The organism is Methylobacterium sp. NPDC097929 (assembly GCF_049543375.1).
Lineage (GTDB): Bacteria > Pseudomonadota > Alphaproteobacteria > Rhizobiales > Beijerinckiaceae > Methylobacterium.
In genome coordinates, this window is record NZ_JBMVEP010000003.1 from 107554 (window position 1) to 123547 (window position 15994).

The following is a 15994-nucleotide window of genomic DNA, read 5'->3' on the forward strand; positions in this document are numbered from 1 at the left end:
GCACGACACGCCATGGCCTCTTCCTCCTCCTCGCCGCAGATCCGGCCCGGCGGCATCCTCGGCATCGTCGGCGGCGGCCAGCTCGGCCGCATGATCGCGCTGGCGGCGGCCGAGTACGGCCTCAAGGTCCACATCTACGCCCCCGACGCCGGCAGCCCGGCCTTCGACGTGGCGCATGCCCACACGCTCGCCCCCTACGACGACGCGGCGGCGCTCGCCGCCTTCGCCGATGCCTGCGACGTGGTCACCTACGAGTTCGAGAACATCCCCCACGCCACCGCCGCGGTGCTGGCCGAGCACGCGACGCTCCGCCCAAGCGCGACCGCGCTGCTCACCACGCAGGACCGCCTCTCCGAGAAGGACTTCGTGAGCTCGCTCGGCATTCCGACGGCCCCCTACCGGGCCGTCGATACGGCCGAGGATCTGCTGCGCGCCCTCGACGAACTCGGCCGCCCCGCCGTGCTGAAGACCCGCCGCTTCGGTTACGACGGCAAGGGCCAGCGTATGATCCGCGAGGGCGACGACGCGGCGGCGCTGCTCGCCGAGTTCAAGGGCGTGCCCTGCATCCTCGAAGGCTTCGTGCCCTTCGAGCGCGAGATCTCGGTGGTCGCCGCCCGCGGGCCCGACGGGGCGTTCGCCGCCTACGATCCCTGCGCCAACGAGCACCGCAACCACATCCTGGCGCTGACCCGCGTGCCCGCCCCCGGCCTGACCCGGGAGACGGGCGAGGCCGCGGTCGCCGTCGCCCGGGCCATCGCCGAGGCGCTCGACTATGTCGGGGTGCTCGCCGTCGAGATGTTCGAGATCGCGGGCCCCGAGGGCGCCGCCCGCCTCGTCGTCAACGAGATCGCGCCGCGGGTGCACAATTCCGGGCACTGGACCATCGAGGGCGCGCTGACCTCGCAATTCGCGCAGGCCGTGCGCGCGGTCTGCGGCTGGCCGCTCGGCGACACCGCCCGCACCGGCGGCATGGCGGTGGAGATGGAGAACCTCATCGGCGATGGTGCCGAGGCTTGGCCGGCCCTGCTGGCGGAGGTGGGCGCGCATCTCCACCTCTACGGCAAGGCCGAGGCGCGGGCCGGCCGCAAGATGGGTCACGTCACGCGGCTGAAGCCGCTGGGCTGATCTTCGCAGTCCGCGGGGCGTTTCTGTCGCTTCGCTGCAACAGAAAACCACAGTCGAACCCGGTTCGGGCCGCGCGACGAAAGCGTGAAGACCCGGGCCACACCTTCGCCACATCCCACCGTTTCAGCAAAGGGCACGGGGCGTCGGCGGACGGCACCGTGCCAATCCTCCGGTTTCGATCGCCGGATGGGCGGCGCGTGCTTCTCCCGGCCGGGTCTCGCCGAACCGTCGCGTTCGCGGGACCGTCATTAAGCGCCCCTTCACCGTGTTGCGGCAGCGTGCGCGCGACGTCATGGATTCGGGCCCCTTCGGGCGGCCGCGCAGATCCGGGAAGCGGGCTCGCGGGGGAGAACGTGAAGATGATCGGGATGCTGCTGCAGGGACGCAAGGTGGGACTGCTCGGTGCCGTCGCGCTGACGACCGCGGCGCTGGCCGGCTGCGAGACCTATGGCAGCGCCACCGCGCCGCGCCAGTTCGCGGTGCTGGAATCCGACACGACGGGTGCCACCAACGTCAACATCGCCTCGCTCAGCGACGTGATCAGCCGCAACCCGTCGGATGCGGGCGCCTACGTCACCCGCGGCGCGGCTTACGCCCGCTCGGGCCAGTTCGGCGACGCAATCACCGACTTCTCGAAGGCGATCCAGCTCGATCCGAACTCGGCCTCCGCCTACAACAACCGCGCGCTGGCCTACCGCCAGACCGGCCGCAACGACGCGGCGATGCAGGACTTCTCCAAGGCCATCGCCACCGATCCGAACTTCTCGGCCGCCTATATCGGCCGGGCGAACCTCGCCCGCTCGCAGGGCGACCTCGACGGGGCGCTCAACGACCTCAACGTCGCGATCCGCCTCGCGCCGGAATCGGCCGAGGCGTACCATGCCCGCGGCCTCGTGCGGCAGAAACAGGGCCACAACCCGGAAGCGATCGGCGACTTCGCGGCCGCCATCGACCGCAACCCCTTCGTGGCCGCGCCCTACGCCGCCCGCGGCCAGAGCCTGATCTCGCTCTCGCAGTACGACAAGGCGATCGAGGACTTCAACGCGGCCCTCAACGTCAACTCCAAGGATGCCGGGTCCTGGGCCTATCGCGGGTTGGCCTACGAGAAGACGAACCGGCGCAAGGAAGCGAGCGAGAGCTACCAGCAGGCGGCCCGCCTCGACCCCAACAACGCGGTCGCCAAGCAGGGCGTCGGCCGGATGCAGGGCGGCCTGTTCTAGGATACCGTCGCGCCGAAGCGGGCCCGCGTCGGCGAGAGCCGGCGCGCCGAGGAGCTTGAGGCCCCCATGCCGCGCCGCAAAGCCGAGCCCGCCCTGCCCTTCCGCCCCTTCGCGGAGGATGCGGGCGTCGAGACCCTGGCGGGCTTTTCCATCGAGAACGGCACGCGCCGCATCGCGCTGCACGGCAGCCTCGAACTCAGCCGCGACCGGGCCGGCCTGAAGCGGGCGCGCGCCCTGAAGAGCCTCCTCGACGCGGTGGTCGCCGTCCTCGAAGCGGAGGATCTGCCCGAGGCGGTCCCCGAGGAGCCCGAGACCGGCGCGCCCGTGCGAAATCCTTTCGCCTGACGCGGGGTCGCCCCCATATCCCGAGCCATGCTCCTCCGCCCCGTCCTTGCTCCGGCCGGGCGGCCCTGATACTCGGGCAGCAAATCTTTATCCGCAGGCGGAAGGCGCCCCGCGTGGCTCGGCTCGACCGGTTCGGCTCGGTCGACTCACCCGCGCGCGAGAGGCCACGCATCCGCGACCGCCGGCCCGACCGGCTCCCACGCTTCACGCAGGACGAACGCACATGGCCCGCGAATTCATCTACCACATGCGGGGTCTGACCAAGACCTATGTCGGGGGCAAGAAGGTCCTCGAGAACGTCAACCTGTCGTTCTACCCCGACGCCAAGATCGGCGTGCTCGGCATCAACGGCGCCGGCAAGTCGACGCTGCTGAAGATCATGGCGGGCATCGACAAGGACTGGACCGGCGAGGGCTTCGTCGCGCAGGGCGCGCGGGTCGGCTACCTGCCGCAGGAGCCGCAGCTCGATCCGAACAAGTCGGTGCGCGAGAACGTCATGGAGGGCGTGGCCGAGAAGCAGGCGCTGCTCGACCGTTACAACGAACTCGCCATGAACTATTCCGAGGAGACGGCGGACGAGATGACCGCCCTTCAGGACAAGATCGAGGCGCAGAATCTCTGGGAGCTCGATTCCAAGGTCGATCAGGCCATGGAAGCGCTCGGCTGCCCCAGCGACGAGCAGCCGGTGGCCACCCTCTCGGGCGGCGAGCGCCGCCGCGTGGCCCTGTGCAAGCTGCTGCTGTGGGAGCCGGAGCTGCTGCTCCTCGACGAGCCGACCAACCACCTCGATGCCGAGACGGTGAACTGGCTCGAAGGCCACCTCAAGCAGTATCCGGGCGCGATCCTGATCGTGACCCACGACCGCTACTTCCTCGACAACGTCACGGGCTGGATCCTCGAACTCGATCGCGGCCGGGGCATTCCCTACGAGGGCAACTACTCCGCTTGGCTGGTGCAGAAGCAGAAGCGCCTGGAGCAGGAGGGCCGCGAGGACATGGCCCGCCAGCGCTCGATCGCCCGCGAGCAGGAGTGGATCGCCGCCTCGCCCAAGGCCCGGCAGTCGAAGTCGAAGGCGCGTATCACCCGCTACGAGGAGCTGGTCGCCAAGCAGAACAGCAAGGTCGATGCGGCCGCGCAGATCGTCATCCCGATCGACGAGCGCCTGGGCACCAACGTCATCGAGTTCGATCACCTCAACAAGGCCTTCGGTGACCGCCTGCTGATCGAGGATCTCTCGTTCAAGCTGCCGCCGGGCGGCATCGTCGGCGTCATCGGCCCGAACGGCGCCGGCAAGACCACCCTGTTCAAGATGATCACCGGCCAGGAGAAGCCCGACGGCGGCACGATCGAGGTCGGCGAGACGGTCAAGCTCGGCTACGTCGACCAGTCGCGCGACGCGCTCGATCCCAACGCCACGGTCTGGCAGGAGATTTCGGGCGGCAACGACATCATCTATTTCAACAAGCGCGAGATCAATTCGCGCGCCTATTGCGCGGCCTTCGCCTTCAAGGGCGGCGACCAGCAGAAGAAGGTCGGCACCCTCTCGGGCGGCGAGCGCAACCGCGTGCACCTCGCGCGCACGCTCAAGGGCGGCGCCAACGTGCTGCTGCTCGACGAGCCGACCAACGACCTCGACATGGAGACCCTGCGCGCCCTTGAGGACGCGCTGGAGGATTACGCCGGCTGCGCGGTGATCATCAGCCACGATCGCTGGTTCCTGAACCGCATCGCGACCCACATCCTCGCCTTCGAGGGCGAGAGCCACGTCGAGTGGTTCGAGGGGAACTTCTCGGACTACGAGGCGGACAAGAAGCGCCGCCTCGGCCTCGACTCGATCATTCCGAAGAAGCTGAAGTACAAGAAGTTTTCGCGCTGATCCCCCCTCTCCCCGCACGCGGGGGGAGTTTCGGCGACGGTTCGTTCCAGCCAATAGGCTCCGCCGTCCTTGCGCGGCGGAGCCGTCCAGTCCGCGGTCGCCTCGGGATCGGTCGCGCGGCTGGATCGCTTCCCTGACGCTCGCGACGACGGCGGGCCCGGGATCAGCCGCGAGGAGATTTCCTCACCACCACGCCCGACCCGCCCCGAGCGGCGGCAGGCCGAGATGGGCCGCCACCGAGGCGCCGATATCGGCGAAGGTCTCGCGGCGCCCGATCGAACCGGGCGCGACCTCCGGGCCAAAGGCCAGGACCGGCACCTGCTCGCGGGTGTGCTCGGTGCCGGTCCAGGTCGGGTCGTTGCCGTGGTCGGCGGTGATGATGCACAGATCGCCCGGCCGCAGCGCCGCCCGGATCGCGGGAAGGCGCGCGTCGAAGGCTTCCAGCTCGGCGGCGTAGCCGGGCACGTCGCGGCGGTGGCCGTGCTCGGTGTCGAAATCTACGAGGTTGAGGAAGACGAGCCCGCCCGCGGGCAGCGTCGAGAAGGCGTCGAGCGCCGCCTCCAGGCAGGCGGCGTTGCCCGCCGGCTTGATCTCGCGGCCCGTGGCGCGATGGGCGAAGATGTCGCCGATCTTGCCGACGCTGACGACCGCGCGGCCGGCCGCCTCCGCCACGTCGAGCAGGGTTTCGGCGGGGGGCGCGACGGCGAAATCCTTGCGGCGGCTGGTGCGGCGAAAGCCCTCCGCCTCGCTGCCGAGGAAGGGACGGGCGATGACCCGACCGACGCGGTAGGGGTCGCAGAGTTCGCGCGCGATCCGGCAGATCTCGATGAGCCGCTCCAGCCCGAACGCCTCCTCGTGGGCGGCGATCTGGAACACGCTGTCGGCCGAGGTGTAGCAGATCGGCCGGCCCGTCCGGACATGCTCGGCGCCGAACCTGTCGATGATGGCGGTACCCGAGGCGTGGCGATCGCCGAGGATGCCGGGCAGCCCGGCCCGCTCGATCAGCGCTGCCGTCAGCTCCGCCGGGAAGGCGGGATCGGTGTCGGGAAAATGGCCCCAGGCCTCCTGCACCGGCAGGCCCGCGATCTCCCAGTGGCCCGACGGCGTGTCCTTGCCGGATGCGGTCTCGACGGCGTGACCCCACAGCGCCTGAGGCGGCGTCTCGGGCGCGAGCCCCGGCGGCACGCGGCCGGTCGCCCCCTCGCAGGCGAGGCCGAGACCGAGAGCCGCGAGGTGGGGCAGACGCAAGGGGCCCGAGCGCAGACCGTCGCGGTTGCCGCGTCCGGCGGCGCAGGTTTCCGCGATATGCCCGACCGTGTCCGAGCCCGCGTCGCCGTAGCGGGCGGCGTCCGGGGCGCCGCCGATGCCGACGGAATCGAGGACGATGAGGAGCGCGCGCGCCATGCCTCAGGCCGGCACCGGCTCGGCGGTGGTCGCGGCATCCATCTCGAAGGCCGCCGCGAACAGGGTGCGGGTGTAATCCGTCCTGGGCGCGGAAAAGATCTCCTCGGCCGGGCCCTCCTCGACCACTTGGCCGTGCTGCATCACCATGACGTAGTTCGAGAGCGCGCGGACCACCTTGAGGTCGTGGCTGATGAACAGGTAGGCGATGCCGCGCTCGCGCTGGAGGTCGCGCAGGAGCGTCACGATCTGCGCCTGCACCGAGCGGTCGAGCGCCGAGGTCGGCTCGTCGAGGACGACGAAGCGGGGCTTCAGGACGATGGCGCGGGCGATGGCGATGCGCTGGCGCTGGCCGCCGGAAAATTCGTGCGGGTAGCGGTCCATCGCCGCCGGATCGAGCCCGACATCGGTGAGCGCCTTGGCCACCAGGGCGCGGCGCTCGTCGGCCCGCCGCACCTGTCCCTGCACTTCGAGCCCTTCGGCGACGATGTCGCCCACCGACATGCGCGGCGAGAGCGAGCCGTAGGGGTCCTGGAAGACCACCTGCATGTCCTTGCGCAGGGGCCGCATGGCGCGCGGGCCCCTGTCCTCGATCCGCTGGCCGAGGAAGACGATCGGCCCCTCGGATTCGGTGAGCCGCAGCAGGGCGAGGCCGAGCGTGGTCTTGCCCGAGCCGGATTCGCCGACGACGCCCACCGTCTCGCCCGCCCGCACCCGGAGATGCACCCCGTCGACCGCCTTGACGTGACCGACCGTGCGCCGGAGCAGCCCCTCCTTCAGCGGAAACCAGACCTTGAGCGGCCCGGCCTCGACCAAGTGCTCGGCGCTCTCCGGCACGGGGTTCGCCCGACCCGTGGGCTCCGAGGCGAGAAGGCGCTGCGTGTATTCGTGCTGGGGCCGGGTGAAGACCCGCTCCACCGGACCCGCCTCGACCACCCGGCCGGCGAGCATCACGCAGACCCTGTCGGCGATGCGGCGCACGATGCCGAGATCGTGGGTGATGAACAGCATCGCCATGCCGAGCCGCTTCTGCAGGTCGGCGAGCAGCGCCAGGATCTGCGCCTGCACGGTCACGTCGAGGGCGGTGGTGGGCTCGTCGGCGACCAGCAGGTCGGGCTCGCAGGCGAGCGCCATGGCGATCATCACCCGCTGGCGCTGGCCGCCGGACAATTCGTGCGGATAGGCCCCGAGCCGCCGCTCGGCATCGCGGATGCCGACGAGATCCATGAGTTCGAGGATGCGGATGCGCGCGGCCTTGCCGGTCAGGCCCCGGTGGATCTCCAGCACCTCGCCGATCTGCCGCTGGATGGTGTGGAGCGGGTTGAGCGAGGTCATCGGCTCCTGGAACACCATGGTGATGTCCGCGCCGCGCACGGCACGCAACTCCCGCTCGGGCAGCGTGAGCAGGTCGCGCCCCTTGAACAGGATCTTTCCGCCCGGATGGTGTGCGGCTCCGTCGAGCAGGCGCAGGATCGAGAGCGCGGTCACCGACTTGCCGGAGCCGGATTCGCCGACCAGCGCCAGGGTCTCGCCCCGCTCGATGGCGAAGCTGACGCGGTCCACCGCCAGCGTCTCGCGCGTCCCGGACCGGAAGGCGACCGAGAGATCCTCGACGGTCAGCAGCGTATCGGACATCGAACCCCGGCGAACGAAAACGGCCCGCCATCCGGTGTCGGGCGGGATGGGGGTTATAGCGCGCGGGGCGGGTGACGCGAATTTTCTCGACGTCGCAAACGCGATTCCCCCTCCCCTCTGCGGGAGAGGGTGGCCCCCGAAGGGGGTCGGGTGAGGGGAGCGCCGCTTCCGGATAAACCTGAGCCGGCCCCTCTCCCGCCCTGCATCCGCGGGCACCCTCCCCCGCAAAGGGGGGAGGGTTTAGACAGGGCCTTACTGCGCCAGCCCGACCTGCACGAGGTTGTCGCTGAAGGTCGGCGAGTGGCCCATGCCGCCATAGGTCGAGGCGCTGATGACGTTCACCGCCCCGTCGCGGTTGAGCGAGTGCCAGTAGCCGAGCGAGGCGATCACCAGCCCCGGCGGCACCTCGTCGGTCACCCGCGCCTGCCCGTGGAAGGCGCCGCGGTCGTTGAAGACCCGCACCAGCGCGCCCTCGCCGATCTCGCGGCTCTGCGCGTCGGCCGGGTTGATCAGGATCGTCTGCTCCCCCTGCGAGCGGATCTTGTGGGCCTCGTTGGCGTATTGCGAGTTGAGGAAGCCGTGGCTCTTGGGCGAGACGATGTTGAGGGGATAGCGCTCGGCCTGGGCCGGATTCGTCTCCGGGCGCTCGTTGGCCGGCACGTAGCCCGGCAGCGGGTCGAGGGCCTCGCCGCCCTGGAACTTCTCGTACATCTGCCGGAACGGCGGGGCCACGAAGTTGCCGCCGGTGACCGCGGCCTCCGAGTAGAACTCGCACTTGCCCGACGGCGTCGGGAAGTTGCCCTCGGCATGCGGCGTGCGCGTGTCCGGATCGCCGATGTTCAGGCGGTACCAGCCGTGCTGGCGGAAATGGTCCATGCCGATGCCGCCGAGCTTCGGGCTCTCCCAATCGAGATACCATTCCATGAGCTCGGTCTCGCTCATGGAGAACTGAGGCTCGGTGAAGCCGAAGGTCTTGGCCAGCCGCCGGAACAGCTCGGCGTTCGAGACCGTCTCGCCCGGCGGCTCGATCGCCTTCTGGTTCAGGGTGAAGAAGAAGTGCCCCCAGGAGAACATCATGTCGTCGTGCTCGGCCGCCATGGTGGCCGGCAGCAGGATGTCGGCGTAGCGGGCGGTGTCGGTGACGAAGTGCTCGCTGACGACCGTGAACAGGTCCTCGCGGGCGAGCCCGCGCTTGATCTTGGCGGTCTCGGTCGAGTTCGAGACCGGGTTGGCGTTGTAGACCATCAGGGCGTGGATGCCGGGCTCGATCCCGGCCTCGCCGGTCAGCACCTCGCCGAGCTTGAGCACGTTGAGCACCCGCGTGCCCTCGGGGATCAGGTCCGGCCGGCAGACCCGGTCCCAATGCACCGGGAACTCCCACAGCGGCATCTGGTAGACGCCGCCGCCCGGATCTTTCCACGAGCCGGTCAGGGCGGGAAGCGAGAAGATCGCGCGCAGCGCCTGGGCGCCGCCGGCACTCCGCTCCACCGCCACGCCGGGCCGAAGCGCCGCGTTGCGGGTGGTGGCGTATTCGCGCGCAAGCTGCCGGATGTCCTCGGCCGGGATGCCGCAGATCTCCGCGGCGTATTCCGGCGTGAAGGCCTGCGCCCGCTCCTTCAGCGGCTCGAAGCCGACCGTGTGGTGGGCGATGTAGTCGTCGTCGGTCAGGCCCTCTTCGATGATGACGTGGATCATCGCCATGGCGAGCGCGCCGTCGGTGCCGGGTTTCGGCATCAGGTGCCAATCGGCCTGGGCGGCGGTGCGCGAGCGGTAGGGGTCGATCACGATGACGCGGGCGCCGTGGCGCTGCGCCTCCTTCACCACGTGCCAGTGGTGGATGTTGGTCGAGACCGAGTTGCAGCCCCAGATCACGATGAGTTTCGACTGCGCGAAGCTCATCGGGTCGGTGCCGTTGGTCGGGCCGACGGTCAGCAGCCACGCCGTGCACGAGCCCGAGCCGCAGAACGTCTTCTCGGCGACCGTCGCGCCGAGCCGGTTGAAGAAGGCGTCACCCACGGTGAGCCCCTGCACCACGCCCTCGTTGCCGAGATAATTGTAGGGAAGGATCGCCTCCGCCCCGTGCGTCTCGATGATGCCGGTGAAGCGGCGGTGGATCTCGGCGAGCGCCTCGTCCCAGCCGATCCGCTCGAAAAGGCCGCTGCCCTTCGGGCCGGCGCGGCGCATGGGGTAGAGGATGCGGTCGGGGTTGTAGTGGTGGCGGTCGAAATCCTTGAGCTTGCCGCAGAGCGCGCCGCGGGTCATCGGATGATCCGGGTTGCCGCGCACGTCGATCAGCCGCCCGTCCTCGACGGTGTAGATCATCGAGCAGGTATCGGGGCAGTCGTGCGGACAGGCGCCGAGGCGCGTCACGGTCTGCGCGACCGTCTCCGACGCGAGCGGCTCCGACAGGGGCATGCGCTCTTCGAGCATGGTGTTCCTCCTCATGAGGCCGGATCTTGGCGTCCGGCTCTTGCAAGCATCGAGCCTAGCGCGGCGGCATCCGGAAAAATAGTGCGATTCTAAGAAGCACGAGCCGGTACAACCCCACCGCGCAAGATCGGACCTTGCACCATGATGCATCGGCCTCGAACGAAGCTCGGCCATGAAGGCGAGCGGCCATCCCCTCGCCGAACGGACGCCCTAGATGAGCCGGCGTGCCTCGCCTCGTCCTCGTTCTCATTCCGGCCGCGCTCATGGCCCTCGCCGGTCCGTCGCGTGCGGCCCCCTCGCCCGAGAGCGAGACGGTGGAGCAGGCGCTCTGCCGGCTGATCGAGGATTCGGCCAAGGCGCGGCAGCTTCCGGTGCCGTTCCTGACCCGGCTGATCTGGCGCGAGAGTTCCTTCCGCGTCGGCGTGGTGAGCCCGGCCGGGGCGCAGGGGGTGGCGCAGTTCATGCCCGGCACCGCCAAGGACCGCGGGCTCAGCGATCCGTTCGATCCCGAGCAGGCGATTCCCCACGCGGCGCATTTCCTGGCCGACCTCAAGCGGCAGTTCGGCAATCTCGGGCTCGCGGCGGCGGCCTATAACGGCGGGCCGGGGCGCGTCTCGGCCTGGCTCGCGGGCAGCGGCGGCCTGCCCGCCGAGACGCGGGCCTACGTCATCGCCATCACCGGCCGGCCGGCGGAGGATTGGCGGCCGAACGCCGCCGTCGAGATGCCGGAGGGGGCCGATCCGGCCGGCAAGAAGCCCGACGCGACATCCGAGCCGAAGCCCGTCGCGCCCGAGGCCGAGACGCAGACCTGCCTTCAGGTCACGGCGGCCCTGCGCATCCCCTCGCGCGGGGACCGCTTCGCGCTCGCTATCGAGGGTGGCCCGGCCGCGCCGTGGGGCGTGCAGCTCGCCGGCAACTTCTCGAAATCGCTGGCGCTCGCGAGCTTCCAGCGGGCACGCACCCGCTATACCAGCGTGATCGGCGAGGTGCGGCCCATGATCATCGGCACGCGCCTGCGCTTCCGCGGCACGCGCACCTTCTACCGGGTGCGCATCCCGGCCGAGAGCCGCGGCGCGGCGGACGGCCTCTGCCAGAAGATCCGCACCGTGGGCGGCGCCTGCATCGTCCTGCGGACCTGAACCCATCAACCATCATCGCGGCCGACCATCATCGCGGCACTGCGCGGCCATGAAACCGCCGCGACCGCCGCGTCAATCACGGATCACATGATCAAGGCATTCGTCTCCCTCGTCTCCCTGGTCTGCCTCGGGCTCACCGCCCTGGGCCTGAGCGGCTGCTCGCCCCTGGCGCTGTTCGACGCGCTCGGCCCCCGCGACAAGGGCGGACGGATCGCGCTGCGCGACGCGGCCTACGGCGAGGACCCGCGCCAGCGCCTCGACGTGTTCGTGCCGGCCGTGCCCGCGGAGCGCGCGCCCGTGCTGGTGTTCTTCTACGGCGGCTCGTGGAACAGCGGCAGCAAGGACGACTACGCCTTCGTCGCGCAGGCCTTCGCCGCCCAGGGCTTCGTGACCGTGCTGCCGGACTACCGGCTCTACCCGCAATCGCGCTTCCCCGACTTCCTGGAGGACGGGGCGGCGGCCATCGCCTGGGTGCGCGACAACATCGCCGCACACGGGGGCGACCCGAGCCGCATCCTGCTCGCGGGCCATTCGGCCGGCGCCTACAACGCGGCGATGCTCGGGCTCGATTCCAGCTATCTGCGCCGGGCCGGCGTCGATCCGCGGGTGATCCGGGCGGTGGCCGGCCTGTCCGGCCCCTACGACTTCCTGCCCTTCGACCAGAAGACCTCGATCGACGTGTTCGGACAGGCGCCCGATCCGAAGGCGACGCAGCCCGTCACCTTCGCCGGCGCCCACTCGCCGCCGGCCTTCCTCGCCACCGGCGACACGGACACCGTCGTGCGCCCGCGCAACACCGCGAGCCTCGCCGAGCGCCTGCGCAGCGCCCGCGTCCCGGTGCAGGAGCGGGTCTACGAAGGGCTCGACCACGCCGACACGCTGCTGGCGCTCTCCATCACCTTCCGCAGCAAGGCCCCGGTGCTGGCCGAGATGAGCGCCTTCCTGCGCCAGCACGCGGGCGCGCGCCGGCTGACCACGCTGACGATGCACTGACGCCTTCAGGGCGTGCGTCGCTCCACCCGTCGTGCCGTGATCGGTGTGAACGGAAACCCGGAGGGACGCGGCAGCCCGCGCCCCTACTGTCCCGGCATCGTCAGGATCAGCGGCCCGTTGCGGGTCGCCACGACCGTGTGCTCGTACTGGACCGTGAGGGCGCGCGGCCGGCTGTAGAGGGTCCAGGGATCGTCCCCGTCCTCGGCGAAGTCGGCGCCCAGCGACAGGAAGGGCTCGACGGTCAGAACCAAACCCTCCGCCATGATCCGGCGCTCGGAGGCGTTGGGCCAGGTCGCGATCTCGGTCGGCTCCTCGTGCAGCGACCGGCCGACGCCGTGGCTGGCGAGGTTGCGCACCAGGGTATAGCCGTTCTTCTTCGCGAAGCTGCCCACGGCCTGGCCGATACCCGCCAGCGGCTTGCCGGCCCCGACCTGCCGCAGGCCCGACCACATCGCCCGGCGCCCGTCCTTGCACAGCCGCTCGACCGCGCGCGTCACCGGCGGCACGGCGAACGAGGCGCCGGTATCGGCGAAGAAGCCGTCCTTCTCCGCCGAGACGTCGATGTTGACGAGGTCGCCCGGTCCGATCCGGCGCTCGCCCGGGATGCCGTGGGCGATCTCCTCGTTGACGCTGATGCAGGTGGCCCCCGGAAAGCCGTAGACCGTCTCCGGCGCCGGACGCGCCCCGGCCGCCTCGAGAAACCGCCGCCCGACCCCATCGAGTTCGAGCGTGGTCATGCCGGGCTCGATCGCCCGGCCCATCGCCTCCAGCGCGTCGGCCACGATGCGCCCGATCCGTTTCAGCGCCGCGAGGTCGTCGTCGCTCGACACGGTCATGGGGTCTCCTTCCGTGGGATGCCGCAGGGGTTCCGGCTCGGTGGGCTCTCTTGGTCCGAAGCCGACGCTTGGTACCAAATTGCGCGGTGCGCTTGGGGGTGGAAAACCAGCATTGGCGCTGTCCCACACTTGAGGCGAAATTTCAGCGGGCCACCGTATCGCTTCCGATGGGCCCCGTGACCCAGGCCTGAGGGCGACGCCCCATTTCAGCGCGAAGCGCACAAGGGATGGACGAGCGGACGAGGGTCAGGACCGCTGGATCACACCGCTGCGGAGCCGAGCCAGTCGACCAGCTTTCCGACATCCCCCGCCCGGGCCGGATGTCGGGGGTGAACGACCCAGTAGGGGTGGGCGTCGAGAACGGGCCCGAAGGGTTGAACCAGGGCGCCGCTCGCGAGGTCGTCGGCGGCAAGCACGACCGACAGAAGCGCGATCCCTTGACCCGCAATCGCGGCCTGAATGACGTGACCTTCGTCGCTGAAGTGAATGCCCGCGCCGCCGTCGACGTCCGTGATCCCGGCCTTCCGCAGCCAGACCGGCCATGTCGGCGTCTCGTCGGTCAGGTGGGGCCACTCGAAGTGCAGCAGCGGGTAGCGCGCCAAATCTCTCTCGGATCGAACCGCGAGGCGGGGACTGCAGGCGGGCGTGACCCGGTCGACCACCAGCCTGTGACCGTCGAGGTCGGGGTAGGGACCGGGCCCGTAGCGGACGGCAACGTCCACGCCGTCGCGGGCGAAGTCGACCAGGCTGTCGGACGCGTGCAGTCGCAGGTCGCAACCGGGATGCACGGCACGGAAGTCGGCAAGCCGTGGCACGAGCCACTTCGCGACGAAGGCGGTGGGAGCCGACAGCGTGAGAAGACCGGCCGCTTGCCGGCCGCGTATCCGGTCGATGGCTTCGGCGAACGCGTCGAAGCCATCGCGAAGCACGGGCAGCAGCACGGCTCCCTCGGCGGTCAGCCGGACCCGGCGCGTCTCGCGGTGGAAGAGGCGAAGCCCCAAGGTCTGTTCGAGAAGCCGGATCTGATGGCTGATGGCGGTCGCCGTGACGCCCAGCTCGTCGGCGGCGCCGCGGAAGCTCAGGCGGCGCGCAGCCGCCTCGAAGGCCCGCAGCGCCGCGAGCGGGGGAAGCGATCTGCGCATCGTCATGGCTGAACGTAGCTCATCCATCCCGTGAGGAGAACGCGTTCGTCACCCCGCATCCCAGCTGACACAAGGGCGCCTCCCAGGGACAGGAGGCTCCCATGAAAGCGATGGTGTTGACGCGGTTCGGAGGGCCGGACAGTTTCGAACTCCGGGACCTCCCCGACCCAAGGCCAGGCCCCCGGCAGGTCCGCGTGGCCGTGCATGCGACATCGATCAACCCGCTCGACGGACAGATCCGCCGCGGTGACTACGCCGACCAAGTCGAACTGCCGGCCATCATCGGCCACGATGTCTCGGGGGTCGTCGACCAGATCGGATCCGACGTGACGGAGTTCCGCGTAGGCGATGAGGTCTATTACACGCCGCGGATCTTCAGCGGGCCGGGATCGTACGCGGAATACCACGTGGCGGACGCCGACATCGTGGCACGAAAGCCCGTCAACCTGACCCATTCCGAGGCCGCGAGCGTCAGCCTCGTCGGCGTGACCGTTTGGGAAGGGCTGGTCGAGCGGGCCCGGTTGCAGGTGACCGAAACGGTCCTGATCCACGGCGGGGCCGGCGGTGTCGGGGCCATCGCCGTTCAGGTCGCCAAGGCCATCGGCGCGCGTGTCCTGGCGACGGCGCGCGGCAGCGACGCAGCCCTCGTCGAAGGGCTCGGCGCCTCGGCCGTCATCGATTTCGAGCGCGAGGACGACGTGGAGGCCGTCAATCGCCTGACCGACGGCAGGGGCGTCGATGTCGTTCTGGATACGATCGGGCGCGACACGCTTTCGTGTTCCCCCCGCATCCTCCGCGAGGATGGGCGCGTCGTCACCCTGGTGGACACCGCGACCCCCCAGAACCTCATCGAGGCCTGGGGCCGGAACGCGACCTACCACTTCGTCTTCTCTCGCCAGAGCAGCAGCAAGCTCGACGCCCTCACGCGCCTCCTCGAGCGCGGCCTCGTGGTGCCGCAAGTCGGCCTGGAGTTTCCTCTCGAAGAAGTCGCCCGCGCTCACGCGCGCTCCGAGGAGGGCCGGCTCAGGGGCAAGATCGTGCTTCGGGTCCGATCGTGACGCCGCCGGATCTCCGCCAGAGCCCCGGCTCTCACAGGTCGCAAGTTCCTGTTGGTCGAGGACGACGGCACCGAAATCACTGCCGTTCCATGTTGGCGTCGACGTCGTCGGACCGCGCTGCAGTGCCGAGCGCGGTCGCTCGAAAGCAGACGTGCTGAGCGTCTCACGTAGATCGCAAGCAGCCCTTCGCAGCAAACGCCAAGCGTGCAAGTCGGATCGCACGCATCCTTGCCGGACCCGGCGCCGCAGCCCCTGCCCTTCGTCCGCTCCCGGCCGGCGCCTCTTCAGGCGATCACCTCCCCCGGGATCGGCCGCGGCCGGCGGTCCGGGCCGATGGCGACGAAGGTGAAGAGCCCCTCCGTCACCTTCGTGGTGTCCTCACCCTCCCGCTCCCGCCGCCAGACCTCGACCTGGATGCGCAATGAGGTGCGGCCCGTCCTCACGATCCAGGCATAGAAACTCACCTCGTCGCCGACGAAGACCGGCCGGTGGAAGGTCATCGCCTCCGCCGAGATCGTGGCGCAGCGCCCCCGCGCCCGGCGTGCGGCGACGTTGCCGGCCGCCATGTCCATCTGAGCCATCAGCCAGCCGCCGAAGATGTCGCCCGCCGGATTGGTGTCGGTGGGCATCGCCACCGTGCGGATCACCGGCGGCCCGCGGTCGGTGGGCTGGGTTTCGAGGAGGTTCGGCTCGCTCGTCATCGGATATCTTTACGGATCGGAGGGTGCGTCCGAGCGTAGCAGCTGCCGTACCGGCCGGGCAGCGCACGGGGTGACGGCGGCCCAGACTTGTCG

General features: G+C 70.1%; 13 protein-coding genes. 7 read left to right on the plus strand and 6 right to left on the minus strand.

Annotation, left to right across the window (positions count from 1 at the left end; translation table 11 throughout):
* Positions 1–12 precede the first annotated feature (12 nt).
* The 4 genes from ACPCJR_RS10640 to ettA all read left to right on the plus strand — a co-directional run bounded on the left by ACPCJR_RS10640 (position 13) and on the right by ettA (position 4566).
* Positions 13–1125 carry a 5-(carboxyamino)imidazole ribonucleotide synthase gene (locus tag ACPCJR_RS10640; protein WP_391512328.1) on the plus strand — a complete coding sequence of 371 codons (1113 nt, stop codon included), beginning with the start codon at positions 13–15 and terminating at the stop codon, positions 1123–1125.
* A 359-nt stretch (positions 1126–1484) separates the two neighbouring features.
* Positions 1485–2345, plus strand: coding sequence for a tetratricopeptide repeat protein (locus ACPCJR_RS10645; RefSeq protein WP_391512327.1), 861 nt, complete (start codon positions 1485–1487; stop codon positions 2343–2345).
* 66 nt (positions 2346–2411) lie between these two features.
* A complete protein-coding gene (locus ACPCJR_RS10650; protein WP_391512326.1) occupies positions 2412–2690 on the plus strand; it encodes a hypothetical protein in 279 nt (92 codons plus the stop codon).
* A gap of 223 nt (positions 2691–2913) precedes the next feature.
* Complete coding sequence (gene ettA / locus ACPCJR_RS10655) at positions 2914–4566, plus strand: energy-dependent translational throttle protein EttA (protein ID WP_391512325.1); 1653 nt, start codon at positions 2914–2916, stop codon at positions 4564–4566.
* Between the two features lie 183 nt (positions 4567–4749).
* Here ettA and ACPCJR_RS10660 read toward each other — a convergent pair whose 3' ends face one another.
* From ACPCJR_RS10660 to ACPCJR_RS10670, 3 genes are all read right to left on the minus strand, one after another.
* Positions 4750–5970, minus strand: coding sequence for a phosphopentomutase (locus ACPCJR_RS10660; protein WP_391512324.1), 1221 nt, complete (start codon positions 5968–5970; stop codon positions 4750–4752).
* A gap of 3 nt (positions 5971–5973) precedes the next feature.
* Positions 5974–7602, minus strand: a complete 1629-nt coding sequence (locus tag ACPCJR_RS10665; RefSeq protein ID WP_391512323.1) for an ABC transporter ATP-binding protein — start codon at positions 7600–7602, stop codon at positions 5974–5976.
* A 252-nt stretch (positions 7603–7854) separates the two neighbouring features.
* Positions 7855–10017 carry a molybdopterin-containing oxidoreductase family protein gene (locus ACPCJR_RS10670; protein WP_391512377.1) on the minus strand — a complete coding sequence of 721 codons (2163 nt, stop codon included), beginning with the start codon at positions 10015–10017 and terminating at the stop codon, positions 7855–7857.
* 239 nt (positions 10018–10256) lie between these two features.
* Here ACPCJR_RS10670 and ACPCJR_RS10675 point away from each other — a divergent pair, with 239 nt between their 5' ends.
* Positions 10257–11171, plus strand: coding sequence for a transglycosylase SLT domain-containing protein (locus ACPCJR_RS10675; protein ID WP_391512322.1), 915 nt, complete (start codon positions 10257–10259; stop codon positions 11169–11171).
* 87 nt (positions 11172–11258) lie between these two features.
* Positions 11259–12164 (plus strand): alpha/beta hydrolase, encoded by a 906-nt coding sequence (locus ACPCJR_RS10680; RefSeq protein ID WP_391512321.1) that lies wholly within the window; start codon positions 11259–11261, stop codon positions 12162–12164.
* A gap of 83 nt (positions 12165–12247) precedes the next feature.
* Here ACPCJR_RS10680 and map read toward each other — a convergent pair whose 3' ends face one another.
* Both map and gcvA read right to left on the minus strand, forming a co-directional pair.
* Entirely contained in the window at positions 12248–13000 is a 753-nt protein-coding gene (map, locus tag ACPCJR_RS10685; protein ID WP_391512320.1) for a type I methionyl aminopeptidase, read from the minus strand.
* 260 nt (positions 13001–13260) lie between these two features.
* Positions 13261–14148 (minus strand): transcriptional regulator GcvA, encoded by an 888-nt coding sequence (gene gcvA / locus ACPCJR_RS10690; protein ID WP_391512319.1) that lies wholly within the window; start codon positions 14146–14148, stop codon positions 13261–13263.
* Positions 14149–14243: 95 nt separating this feature from the next.
* Here gcvA and ACPCJR_RS10695 point away from each other — a divergent pair, with 95 nt between their 5' ends.
* A complete protein-coding gene (locus tag ACPCJR_RS10695; protein ID WP_391512318.1) occupies positions 14244–15200 on the plus strand; it encodes a zinc-dependent alcohol dehydrogenase family protein in 957 nt (318 codons plus the stop codon).
* 284 nt (positions 15201–15484) lie between these two features.
* Here the strand turns inward: ACPCJR_RS10695 and ACPCJR_RS10700 are convergent, their stop codons facing one another.
* A complete protein-coding gene (locus ACPCJR_RS10700) occupies positions 15485–15901 on the minus strand; it encodes an acyl-CoA thioesterase (RefSeq protein ID WP_391512317.1) in 417 nt (138 codons plus the stop codon).
* Positions 15902–15994: the final 93 nt, after the last annotated feature.